At 64.3% G+C, this 11,784-nt stretch carries 14 protein-coding genes; 11 read left to right on the top strand and 3 right to left on the bottom strand.

The window, feature by feature from the left end:
- Nucleotides 1-21: 21 nt before the first annotated feature.
- From ACH196_RS12815 to ACH196_RS12805, 3 genes are all read right to left on the bottom strand, one after another.
- Nucleotides 22-819, bottom strand: coding sequence for an FAD binding domain-containing protein (locus ACH196_RS12815; RefSeq protein WP_396647288.1), 798 nt, complete (start codon nt 817-819; stop codon nt 22-24).
- 28 nt (nt 820-847) lie between these two features.
- On the bottom strand, nt 848-1,303 hold the full coding sequence (locus tag ACH196_RS12810; protein WP_396647287.1) for an SRPBCC family protein: 456 nt from the start codon (nt 1,301-1,303) through the stop codon (nt 848-850).
- Nucleotides 1,304-1,404: 101 nt separating this feature from the next.
- Nucleotides 1,405-2,229 carry a helix-turn-helix domain-containing protein gene (locus ACH196_RS12805; protein WP_396647286.1) on the bottom strand — a complete coding sequence of 275 codons (825 nt, stop codon included), beginning with the start codon at nt 2,227-2,229 and terminating at the stop codon, nt 1,405-1,407.
- A gap of 295 nt (nt 2,230-2,524) precedes the next feature.
- On the opposite strand from ACH196_RS12805, the gene ACH196_RS12800 reads away from it, so the two are divergent.
- The 11 genes from ACH196_RS12800 (at nt 2,525) to ACH196_RS12750 (ending at nt 11,752) form a co-directional block, all read left to right on the top strand.
- A complete protein-coding gene (locus ACH196_RS12800) occupies nt 2,525-3,856 on the top strand; it encodes an ABC transporter substrate-binding protein (protein WP_396647285.1) in 1,332 nt (443 codons plus the stop codon).
- A gap of 130 nt (nt 3,857-3,986) precedes the next feature.
- Nucleotides 3,987-4,919, top strand: a complete 933-nt coding sequence (locus tag ACH196_RS12795; RefSeq protein ID WP_396647360.1) for a carbohydrate ABC transporter permease — start codon at nt 3,987-3,989, stop codon at nt 4,917-4,919.
- Nucleotides 4,916-5,863 (top strand): carbohydrate ABC transporter permease, encoded by a 948-nt coding sequence (locus ACH196_RS12790; RefSeq protein ID WP_396647284.1) that lies wholly within the window; start codon nt 4,916-4,918, stop codon nt 5,861-5,863. The genes ACH196_RS12795 and ACH196_RS12790 overlap by 4 nt, the downstream gene beginning before the upstream one ends.
- A 247-nt stretch (nt 5,864-6,110) precedes the next feature.
- Nucleotides 6,111-6,314, top strand: coding sequence for a hypothetical protein (locus tag ACH196_RS12785; protein WP_396647283.1), 204 nt, complete (start codon nt 6,111-6,113; stop codon nt 6,312-6,314).
- Nucleotides 6,315-6,318: 4 nt separating this feature from the next.
- On the top strand, nt 6,319-7,416 hold the full coding sequence (locus tag ACH196_RS12780) for an ABC transporter ATP-binding protein (protein ID WP_396647282.1): 1,098 nt from the start codon (nt 6,319-6,321) through the stop codon (nt 7,414-7,416).
- Entirely contained in the window at nt 7,409-8,422 is a 1,014-nt protein-coding gene (locus tag ACH196_RS12775; protein WP_396647281.1) for an ABC transporter ATP-binding protein, read from the top strand. The genes ACH196_RS12780 and ACH196_RS12775 overlap by 8 nt, the downstream gene beginning before the upstream one ends.
- Nucleotides 8,419-9,039: a dihydroxyacetone kinase subunit DhaL gene (dhaL, locus tag ACH196_RS12770; RefSeq protein WP_396647280.1), complete on the top strand. Its 621-nt coding sequence runs from the start codon at nt 8,419-8,421 to the stop codon at nt 9,037-9,039. Before ACH196_RS12775 ends, dhaL begins: the two co-directional genes overlap by 4 nt.
- Nucleotides 9,036-9,425: a dihydroxyacetone kinase phosphoryl donor subunit DhaM gene (dhaM, locus tag ACH196_RS12765; RefSeq protein ID WP_396647279.1), complete on the top strand. Its 390-nt coding sequence runs from the start codon at nt 9,036-9,038 to the stop codon at nt 9,423-9,425. Before dhaL ends, dhaM begins: the two co-directional genes overlap by 4 nt.
- Before the next feature lie 17 nt (nt 9,426-9,442).
- Complete coding sequence (locus tag ACH196_RS12760; RefSeq protein ID WP_396647278.1) at nt 9,443-9,745, top strand: HPr family phosphocarrier protein; 303 nt, start codon at nt 9,443-9,445, stop codon at nt 9,743-9,745.
- Nucleotides 9,729-11,321: a phosphoenolpyruvate--protein phosphotransferase gene (ptsP, locus tag ACH196_RS12755; RefSeq protein ID WP_396647277.1), complete on the top strand. Its 1,593-nt coding sequence runs from the start codon at nt 9,729-9,731 to the stop codon at nt 11,319-11,321. The genes ACH196_RS12760 and ptsP overlap by 17 nt, the downstream gene beginning before the upstream one ends.
- 2 nt (nt 11,322-11,323) lie before the next feature.
- Entirely contained in the window at nt 11,324-11,752 is a 429-nt protein-coding gene (locus ACH196_RS12750) for a hypothetical protein (RefSeq protein WP_396647276.1), read from the top strand.
- Nucleotides 11,753-11,784: the final 32 nt, after the last annotated feature.

Below are 11,784 nucleotides of genomic sequence, written 5' to 3'. Positions count from 1 at the left end.
TCCGACATGATCGTAACAACCCTAGCCGAGCAGCAGCCTACCCAGATGGACCGGCAGGACCTCGGCGCGATACCAGGCGCTGGCAATTGCGTCAGTGATCGGCGCCGTGCCCTCGGCAGCGACCGCCAACGCCGGCGTAATGCCTTCGGCGGTGCGCTTGCGGCCGACCAGCGCCTGCTCGGCGGCCTTCGCCCGCATCGGCCGATCGGCCATGCAGCCCAGCGCGATGCGCGCGGTGCGGATCGTCCCGTCAGCCGCCTCATCAAGCAGGACCGCGATGCTCAGCACCGAAACCCCCTTCGGCTTGACGCGCGCCACCTTGACGAAGCGGAATTTTTTCGGTTCCGGCACGTCGAAACGCACCGCGCTGACGATGCGGCCAGCCGCGGGGTCCCGGGCCTTCAAGAACGCCTCGATCGGCGTCGCCTGGCTGCCCTCCAGCACCTCAGCGTCCAGCGCGAGCAGCGCCACGGCGAAATCGCCATAGGGCGCCGGCGCGAACAGATTGCCACCGACGGTCGCCATGTTGCGGATCGCTGGCCCGCCGACGGCACGCGCCGCCGACGCGATCGGCGCCAGAGCCGGGTGACGCGCCATGGCCGCCATGGTCACCGACGCGCCGATGGTGACACGGCTACCTTCGACCGAGAGCGCCAATAGCGCCGGATCGGTCGAGCGCACGAAGGTGGACAGCGAGACGTCGCCCTCGTTGGCGGCGCGCACCACGAGCGTGCCACCGCCGAGATAACGCGCGCCGTCGGCTTTGAGCGCCGCGCCCGCGTCGTTAACATTGGCAAATGTCTTGAGTGCAAGCGGCATCGTTTCCTCCCCGAGCCGGCCGCGAATTTCAGCCGTTTCCGACGAAGCTGCCGCCGAAATGGTTCTTCAGCGCGTTGAATCCGCCCTGAAAAACGTTCTCGCCCATGCCCTTGGCGATCTCGTCGGCCTTCTCCGCCGGCGCATCGAACTCCGCCGTCCACACCGCATAGGTGCGGTCGCCGTCGGTGACGCGCTCAAGCCTCAGCGTCGACGTATGGCTCGAGATCGGCGCCGGATGCCCGATGATTGAATAGGTGGTCAAAAAATCGTCGTCCGAGAAGGCGACGAGCTTTTCACGGATCGTCGCGCCCGATGCGACCTTGAAGTTGCGCACGGCGCCGATGTCTGTCGCGGCCTTGCCATCCTCGATATGACTCTCGACCATGCGCGGATGCCAGTTCGGCAGACCGTTGAAGTCGCGGATGCGCGCCCAGACCTTTTCCACCGGCGCGTCGATGACGCTGGAAATCCTAACACTAGCCATGCGGCGCTCCTCCCAGATTGCACGTTGGGAGAAATCTATCCCGGCTAGCCAGTCGCCGCTTATCAATCAGTCTTGGAAGCTTATCGAAGCGTCTGAAAAAGTCACGCCGTCGCCCGCGCCGCTTCTCGGTAAAGTGTCGGCGGCACGCCGGCATGGTCGCGGAAGAAACGGGTGAAATTACCCTGCGAGGTGAAGCCGAGATTGCAGGCGACGGAAGTCAGCGAGTCCTCCGACTGGAGCTGTTTCAACGCCTCCTCCATGCGCAGCGTGTTCCAATAGACATTGGGCGTCAGGTTGGTCTGCTCCTTGAACAGCGCGAAGAAATGCGGCCGTGACAGGCCGACGCACCGCGCCACGTCGTCGAAGCAGATGCGCTCGCCGACGTTTAGCTTCATCAGTTCGATCGCCTTGCGCACGCGATAGTCCTGCATGGCGCCGTGGCCGGCGATCCGCGCCTTCCGCGGGCGCGCCATGTCGGCGGCATCGATCAGGCTGTCGATCAGCCGCTCGGTCTCGTATCCGGCAAGCTCATCCCCTGCCCCGTCGTTCAACTCATCGTAGAGGCCGACGGCCGCCCGGTAGAGCCAGTTGTCGAGCGGCAGCGACGCCACCGAAAACAGCGGTACCTTGGGCGCGAGGCCAAGCCGGCGGCGCGCCCATTCGGGATCGATGTAGAAGGCCAGGAACTGGCCGGGCGCACCATCGCTGGACAGCGCATGGCTGTGCGGCTGGAACGCATTGATGCAGGCGGCCATGCCCGGCCCGAGCCGCACCGTCTGCCCGCCGATGGTCATCTCTCCCGCTGTGCCGTCCAGCCAGATGATCATGTGCGCCTCGGCATGGGCGTGCGTGACGAAATTGCTGGCGACGTTGAGAACGGAGACATGCCCGAACGCGCCCCGGAAGAGCTTGATCGAGGTGGTCATGATTTCCTCCCAGGGTTTCGTTTCGCGTGGATGCGTGACCCTGTTGTGGAAATAGTGGGGCCGGGACGGCGTATGTCAATACGGCGAAGGTTCGACACGCGGCGAGCAGATCGTCGGAGGCGTGGAAAATTGATTGTGCAGCGCAGCACATTTTCCCTCTTGCGTGTTTAGTAAATTCTGTTTCAACTAAACAAAATTACTCAACACGCCGCGATGCGTGTGGGCGCCCTCGGGAGGGGCGGACTGGTCTTTTTTGAAGCCGTCATCCGGACGGTTTCGCAAATGGGAGGTAGGCATGAAATCGACATTGAAAGTGTCGCTCGGCCTGGCTGCGGGGCTTGCCGCCTCGACCGCCATGACGGGCGTTTCGCAGGCCGAGGACCTGACGCTCTGCTGGGCCGCCTGGGACCCGGCGAACGCTCTGGTTGAGCTCAGCAAGGACTTCACCGCGCAGACCGGCATCGGCATGAAGTTCGAGTTCGTGCCGTGGACCAACTATGCCGACCGCTTCCTCAACGAGTTGAACTCGAAGGGCAAGCTCTGCGACCTGATCATCGGCGACAGCCAGTGGATCGGCGGCTCCGCCGAGAACGGCCATTACGTCAAGCTCAACGATTTCTTCGACAAGGAAGGGATCAAGATGAGCGACTTCGTCGACGCCACCGTCGTCGGCTATTCGCAGTGGCCGAAGAACACGCCGAACTACTGGTCGCTGCCGGCCTTTGGCGATGTGGTCGGTTGGACCTATCGCAAGGATTGGTTCGCCAAGCCGGAACTTCAGGCCGCGTTCAAGGAAAAATATGGCCGTGATCTGGCCGTGCCCGCCACTTTTGCCGAGTTGAAGGACATTGCGGAATTCTTCCAGGGCCGCGAGGTGGACGGCAAGAAGGTGTATGGCGCCTCGATATACACAGAGCGCGGCTCCGAGGGCGTCACCATGGGCGTCATGGATGTGCTGTATTCCTTCGGCTTCAAGTATGAGAACCCGGACAAGCCCTACGAGATGGAAGGTTTTGTCAATTCCGAGAAATCGGTGAAGGGCCTCGAATTCTACAAGGCGCTCTACGATTGCTGCACGCCGCCCGGCGCCTCCAACAGCTACATGGGCGAAGGCATCGACGCCTTCAAATCCGGCCAGGTGGCGTTGCACATGAACTTCGCCTTCACATGGCCGGGCCTGCAGAAGGACGAAATGGTAGGCGGCGAGAAAGTAGGCTTCTTCGCCAACCCGGCGGGTCCGGATGGCGAAAAGCTCGCCCAGCTCGGCGGCCAGGGCATCTCGGTCGTTTCCTACTCAGACAAGCAGGACGCCGCGCTGCAGTACATCAAGTGGTTCGCAACTGCCGACGTGCAGAAAAAGTGGTGGTCGCTCGGCGGCTTCTCCTGTTTGAAGGCCGTCGTGGAAGACCCTGGCTTCGCGGCCAGCCAGCCCTATGCGCAGACTTTCCTAGACTCCATGGCGATCGTGAAGGATTTCTGGGCCGAGCCGAGCTACGCCTCGCTGCTGCAAGCCTCGCAGAAGCGCTTCCATGACTACGTCGTTGCCGGCCAGGGCACGGCCAAGGAAGCGCTCGACGGCCTAGTCAAGGACTGGACCGAAGTGTTCGAAGACGACGGCAAGATGTAAGCCCGCGTCCTCCCAACTCCGTCCCGCGCCGTGTTAATCTGGCGCGGGACGGAGACCGTTCATCATGCAAGACCTGCCCGCCGGAAAGCCCGTCGTGACCGACACCCACCCTTCCCTTTTGGATCGGACCATGGAGGCCGCCGCCCGGGCAACGCCGGAGCCGCTGGCCAAGACGGTGCGCGGGCTGTCCGATCGGATGGTCGCCTGGCTGTTCATCGCGCCGACCATCCTGCTGCTGCTCGCCATCAATATCTTTCCGCTGATCTGGGCGATCCAGCTCTCCTTCACCAATTACCGCGCCAACCGGCCCAACGAGGCGGTCAAGAACATCGGCCTGCAGAACTACGAGCGCATCCTGACCGACCAGGACACCTGGATCGCGATGCAGACGACGGCGCATTTCGTGTTCTGGACGATCCTGCTGCAGACGCTGATCGGTTTTTCGCTGGCCTACCTGATCGACCGCAAGTTTCGCGGCCACGCCTTCTGGACGACCATCATCCTCGTCCCGATGATGCTGTCGCCGGCGGTCGTCGGCAATTTCTGGCGCTTCCTCTACGAGCCGCAGATCGGCCTCTTCACCTACATCGTGTCGTTCTTCACCGGCATCCCGACGACTGAAATCCTGATGCTGTCCAATGTGAAGCTGGCGCCCTGGGCGATCATCATCGTCGACACCTGGATGTGGACGCCATACGTCATGCTGATCTGCCTCGCGGGACTGCGCTCCATCCCCGACTACATCTATGAGGCGGCCGAGGTCGACCGCGCATCGAACTGGCGGCAGTTCTGGTCGATCACCCTGCCGATGGCCCTGCCCTTCATCATGCTCGCGGTGCTGTTCCGCGGCATCGAGAACTTCAAGATGTTCGACATGGTGAACCTGCTCACCGGCGGCGGGCCTGGCTCGACCACCGAGGTCGCCTCGATCACGTTGAAGCGCGAAGCCTTCGAGAAATGGCGCACGGGCTTCTCCTCGGCCTTCGCCATCATCCTGTTCGTCGCCGTCTTCGGGCTCGCCAATATCTACGTGAAAGTTCTGAATCGGGTGAAGAGCCGATGAGCGCCGCCGCCCATTCCGTCGTCGAGCCGAGCACGACCTCGAAGCGCGTCGCCGCTGCGCTGGTGATCGTCTACGCAGTCGTGTCGATGATCCCGCTATTCTGGATCTTCGCGACCAGCTTCAAGACGCCGCCGGATTCGATCGCCTACCCGCCGAAGGTCGTTTTCACGCCGTCGATCGAGGGTTATTGCAACCTGTTCACGACGCGCACGCGGCAGACGCCGGAGTATATAAATTCGCTGCCGCCGGCGACGAGCTTCTGCGACGAGACCACGCGCAAGCGCAACATGGTGATCGCCGGCCCGTCGAACTTCCTGCCACGCTTCCTGAACTCGATTGTCATCGCCTTCGGCTCGACGTTCCTGGCCGTGTTCCTCGGCACGCTGGCCGCCTACGGCTTCTCGCGCTTCAAGGTGCCGCTTGCCGACGATCTCCTGTTCTTCATCCTGTCGACGCGCTTCATGCCGCCGATCGCCGTGGCGATCCCGATTTATCTGATGTACCGCGAACTCGGCCTCTCAGACACGGCGCTCGGCATGATCCTGCTCTACACCGCCGTCAATGTTTCGCTCGCGGTCTGGCTGCTGAAAGGCTTCATCGACGAGATCCCGCGCGAATATGAGGAAGCGGCGATGATCGACGGCTATACGCGGCTGCAGGCCTTCTGGCGCGTGGTCCTGCCGCAGGCAACCACCGGCATTGCCGCCACCGCCATCTTCTGCCTGATCTTCGCCTGGAACGAATATGCGTTCGCTGCACTTCTGACCTCGGGCACCGCCCAAACCGCGCCGCCCTTCATCCCGACTATCATCGGCGAGGGTGGGCAGGACTGGCCGGCCGTGGCCGCCGGCACGACGATCTTCCTCGTGCCGATCCTGGTGTTCACCATCCTTTTGCGGAAGCAGTTGCTGCGCGGGATTACGTTTGGGGCGGTGCGGAAATGAGCACGCGTAGCACTCCTCGCAGCACCCCTCATCCGTCTCGCCCTTCGGGCTCGACATCTTCTCCCATAAGGGGAGAAGGGGGAGCACTGCATCTGCGCCTCTGCCAATCGCCGACGTTCGAGATTTGCCGAAGCGGAAAAGCAAGGCTCCCCCTTCTCCCCTTGTGGGAGAAGGTGCCGAGCGAAGCGAGGCGGATGAGGGGTGTTCCAGCTTGGCGCGGCTCACCAGAAATTGCGGGAGGCCGGGCATGACCCGCCCCCCAGCCGTCAAACGCTCCGCCTGGCCCCGCGCTCTCCGCCGCAGCTACCTCGAAAACATCGCCACCGTGGTGATCGGGATCGGATTCCTGATGCTTTTTCAACCATTTACGCTGATGCTCTACACCTGGTCGTTCGTCACCATGCTTGCCGGCACTGTCATGTTCATCATCGTCTCGAAATTCCCGGAATAGGACGATGGCCGAAATCCGCGTGCAAAATCTCAAGAAAGAATTCGGATCGTTCATCGCGGTCCAGAATTCCAACTTCGTGGTTCAGGACGGCGAGTTCTTCGTCATGCTGGGACCCTCGGGCTGCGGCAAGACGACGACGCTGCGCATGATCGCCGGGCTCGAACTGCCCACCGGCGGGCAGATTCTGCTCGGTGGCGAAGACGTCACCATGCTGCGCGCCCGCGAGCGCGACATCGCCTTCGTGTTTCAGCTCTTCGCACTCTATCCGCACATGAACGTGCGCAAGAACATCGGCTTCCCGCTGCTCGCCCAGGGCATGGCACGGGCCGAGATCCGCCAGCGCGTCGAGGAGACGGCAAAACTGCTGCGCATCGACCATCTGCTCGACCGGCCGGTGTCGGGACTTGCAGGCGGCGACCGCCAGCGGGTGGCACTCGGCCGTGCCATCGTGCGGCGGCCGAAGTGTTTTTTGATGGACGAACCGCTCGGCACACTCGACACGGAATTCCGCGACGTGATGGTCCACGAACTGCGCGAATTGCACAACCGCATCCGCGCAACCACCGTCTATGTCACCCACGACCAGCTGGAAGCCATGTCGATGGCCGACAAAATCGCGGTCATGAACCACGGCGTCATCGAGCAATTTGGCACGCCGAAGGAAATCTACGACCGGCCCGCCTCGATGTTCGTCGCCGATTTCATCGGTTCGCCGCCGATGAACTTCCTCAAATTCGACGGCGGGCTGCGACGCGGGACGAAGGAGATCGTCGTGCAGGGCGCGACCGTCGCCGTGCCTGAAGTCCGCGAGGATTTTTCGCCGGCCGAATTCGCGCTCGGTGTGCGGCCCGAGCACATCCGCTTCGACGACGGCTCGAAACTGCGCGGCGCGATCTACGGCACGGAATATCTCGGCACGACGCAGATCGTGGCGGTCGAGACGGCCGGCGGAATGGTCAAGGCGCGCGTGCCGGCGGAAGTCCAGTTACGGACCGGCGAGCCTGTGGGGTTGGCTTTCAACGCCGCCCGCGTATCGCTGTTCGAGCGGCAATCCGGCCGCGCCATCCGCACCGGACTGCATGAGGGGGCGGCGCATGGCTGACATATCGCTGCGCGGCGTCACCAAACGTTTCGGCGAGACCGAGGCCGTTTCGGAACTGAACCTCCACATCGCCAATGGCGAGTTCGTCGTGCTGCTCGGGCCGACCGGCGCCGGCAAGACGACGACGCTGCGGCTGATCGCCGGGCTTGAGCGGCCCGAACGAGGCTCCATCGTGATCGCCGGGCGCGACGTTACGAAACTGGAGCCGGCGGCGCGCGACGTGGCTTTCGTCTTCCAGCAATATTCACTCTATCCGCATCTCACGGTCTACGAAAACCTCGCCTTCCCGCTGCGCTCGCCGACGCGCAAACGCTCCGAGGACGAGATCAATGCCCGCGTCGCCGAGATCGCCAAGCTGGTGCGCATCGACCACAAGCTGGAGAACAAGTCGACGCGGCTTTCCGGCGGCGAGATGCAACGTGTCGCCATCGGCCGGGCTCTGGTGCGCAGGCCGGCGATCTACCTGATGGACGAGCCGCTGTCGTCGCTCGACGCGAAACTGCGCGCCGAGTTGCGGCTGGAGCTGAAACGCATCCAGACGGAGCTGGGCTCCACCTTGCTCTATGTCACCCACGACCAGATCGAGGCGATGACCATGGCCGACCGCATCGGCATCCTCGCCGAAGGCCGGCTGGTGCAGATCGGCACGCCGCGCGAAATCTATACGCAACCCGCCAACCTGCATGTCGCGGCGCGGCTCGGGCAGCCGGCGATCAACCTGCTGCCGGCCGGTCTTCTGCCGGACGCCGCGCCAGCGGGAACCAAGACGGTCGGCGCGCGTACCGAGCACCTGAAGATCGAGAAGGCGGCGACCGGCCATGCCGACGGCACGGTCGACTGGATCGAGCATCTCGGCGACCAGAACCACCTGCACCTGACCGTCGGCGACCGCAGACTTGTGACCTTGACGGACCCCGACACCTCCTTCCAGAAGGGCGACCGCGTGACCGTGCGGTTCCGGGCGCCACTTTATTTCGACGGCGCGGGCAACAGGATCGCGGGATGAGTTCGGATACGACGATGCACAGGATCGACCTGCCAGCCCTGATCGCCGCCGTCGCGGACACCGTGTCGGCCCATGCCGACGAACTGACCGCGCTCGACCAGGCAATCGGCGACGGCGACCACGGGCTCAACATGAAGCGCGGCTTCGAGGCGGTGCGCGCCGAGAGCGCTACCCTTGCCGAAAAGCCCCTGCCCGACGCTCTGAAGGCGATCGGCACCAAACTGGTCATGACGGTCGGCGGCGCGTCCGGCCCGTTGTTCGGCACGCTTTTTCTCACCCTCGGCAAGGAACTGCCCGCCGAACCCGGCGGGCCCGAACTGGCATCCGCCTTCGGCAAGGCGGTAGACGCGGTGGCGGCGCGCGGAAAATCGCAGGCGGGGCAGAAGACCATGCTCGACGTGCTCTATCCCGTGCAGGCAGCCCTTGCCGCCGGCAAGACCGGCGCCGAGATCGCCGACGCGGCGGACGCGGCAGCGGAAGCCACCAAGCCGTTGAAGGCGATACGCGGCCGTGCCTCCTTCCTCGGCGACCGCTCGATCGGCCACATCGATCCCGGCGCGCGTTCCTCCGCGCTGATCGTGCGCGCCGTCACAAAAACCCTGGAACGGGACGCATGAAAAATGTCGGCATCGTCATCGTCTCGCATTCGGCCAAGGTCGCCGAAGGCACCGCCGACATGGTGCGCCAGATGGTGGGCGACGAGGTGCCGCTCGCCTGGTGCGGCGGTAACCCGGAAGGCGGGCTGGGAACCAGCGTGGAAGCGATCATGCAGGCGATCGACCGCGCCTGGTCGGAGGCCGGCGTCGCCATCCTGGTCGATCTCGGCGGCGCCGAGACCAACAGCGAGATGGCGATCGAAATGATTGGCGAACCAAGGGCGAATCGGATCGTTGTCTGCAACGCGCCGATCGTCGAGGGCGCGGTGATGGCTGCGACGGAGGCTTCGGGAGGAGCGTCGCTCAAAGAAGTCGTGGCGACGGCGCACGAATTGGCGCCGGCTTGAATGGATCGGAATTTTTGATGACGGCGCTTACACAAAAGGCGGTTGAAATCAAGCACGAGGTCGGCCTGCACGCCCGGCCATCGGTGAAGTTCACGAAACTGGCGAAGTCGTTCCCCGCCTCGATCGAGATGGCGCTGGCGGCGGACGGTCCGTGGTTCGACGCCAAGAGCATCGTCAAGGTGATGGCGGCCAAGGCGCCCAAGGGCACCGTGCTCCACCTGCGCGCCAGCGGCGAGGAGGCGGAACTTGCCCTGGACGCGCTGGTCGCGCTGGTCGAGCGCGATTTCGACGAGGCCGAAGCCAATGTCCGGACCGCATAGGCTCACCGGCATCCCCGCTTCGCATGGCTATGCGAAAGGTCCGGTGTTTGACCTCGACACCGGTTCGCAGGCCCATGTCAGCACCGGCCATCCGGAAGAGGAAGCCCGCGCACTCACGCTGGCGATCGAAAGCGCTTCCGAACAACTGGCGGCGCTTGCCGCAAAGACAGTAGGCGAAGCAGCCGACATGCTGGAATTCCAGCTTGCGATGCTCGCCGACGAATCCTTGTCCGCGCCCGCCTTCGCACTGATCGACCAGGGCGCATCGGCCGATGGGGCATGGTCATATGCCCTGGACGAGCAGATCGACAGCTACGAAGCTTCCGAAGACGAATACTTTCGCGCCCGCTCCGCGGACCTCAAGGACATCCGTCAGCAGGTGCTCGAGGCGCTGGCCCCGGCCGGCAGTTTGGCGGTGCCATCCGGCGCCATTCTGGTCGGCGACGACATTGCGCCGACGCGTTTTCTCGCGGTCGACTGGTCGCAGGGTGGCGGCATCGCGCTGGCGAAGGGCAGTTCGGCCAGCCATGTCGCTATGCTGGCGCGGGCGCGCGGCGTGCCCATGGTGGTTGGCCTCGGACCGGTGCCAAGCAATTTCGATCTTCCCGTCTTTCTCGACGCGGAGCATGGGCACGTCCTGCTCGGCCCAGGCGGCGAGGCTGAAGAACTTTTCCACAGGGCAGCGGAGGCTTTCGCGGTACGCCGCCGCGCGGCGGAGGAAAATTCCGCAAACCCTGCCGCGACCGCCGACGGCACGCCGGTGCGCGTGCTGATCAACGTCGCCGACCCGTCCGACGTCGAGCGCATCGACATCGCCACCTGCGACGGCGTCGGGCTGATGCGCACGGAATTCCTGTTCGGCAAGGCGGGTGGATTGCCGGACGAGGAGACGCAGTACCGCGCCTACCGAAAAGTTCTGGAATGGGCGGCCGGCAAGCCGGTCACGATCCGCACCGTCGACGCCGGCGGCGACAAGCCGGTGCCGGGTTACACGGTGGAGGAAGGCAATCCGTTCCTCGGCCTGCGCGGCATCCGCCTGTCGCTGGCGCGGCCGGAGATTTTTCGCGTGCAGATCCGCGCGCTGTTGCGCTCCGCCGTCCACGGCAACCTGAAAATCATGTTTCCGATGGTCGCTGTGCCGGAGGAATTTGCCATTGCCGCCGCGCTTTTCGCGGAGGAGGCGGAAACTCTCGCGAATGCCGGTGGCGAATACGCCATACCGCCGCTCGGCATCATGGTCGAGGTGCCGTCAACGGCAATCGCACCTGAGCTTTTCGCCGATGTGGCCTTCTTCTCCATCGGCTCCAACGACCTCACCCAGTACGTGATGGCGGCGGCGCGCGACAACACGGCGGTGGCGGCGCTCAATTCCGTGCACAACCCGGCCGTGCTGCGGCTGATCGCATCGGTGGCGGCCTTCGGGCAGGCGAACGGCATTCCGGTCAGCCTGTGCGGCGACGCCGGCGGCGATCCGGCCGCGATCCCCGCCCTGCTGGAGGCCGGCCTGCGCGACCTCTCCGTGGTGCCCGCGCAACTGGCGCTCGCCAAGGCGGCTATCGCAGGCGTTACCCTCTGACGATGGCGAAGCAGCCGCAGCCCGAGCCGAAGGACGCCGAGGCGGCGATCCGCGCCTACAAGACCATCCTGTCCACCGTGATCGACCAGCGGCCGTCCGGCACGCGCCAGCGCCTTGCCGACGCGTTGGGAAAACACCGCAGTTTTGTCACCCAGATCACCAGCCCAACCTATTCGACGCCGATCCCGTCGAAACATCTGCAGGCGATCTTTTCCGTCTGCCATTTCAGCGGACAGGAGCGCGACGCCTTTCTCGCGGACTACCGCATCGCCCATCCGGGCAAGGCGGCGCAGGAAGCGGGACTCAGGCGTACCCGCCATATCTCGCTGGTGGTGCCGGATCTCGGCGACGACAAGCAGAACGCCGCGCTCGACCGCGCCATCAACGAGTTCATCCACAGGATCACCAGCATCGCCGGTAAAGGCGGTTAGCGCAGCCGAAACCAGACCGTGGCAGGCCAAGC

The sequence above is a fragment of the Mesorhizobium sp. IMUNJ 23232 genome (assembly GCF_044326205.1).
GTDB lineage: Bacteria > Pseudomonadota > Alphaproteobacteria > Rhizobiales > Rhizobiaceae > Kumtagia.
Note: the sequence above shows the minus strand (reverse complement) of the source record. Positions and strands in the feature narration are given on the sequence as shown.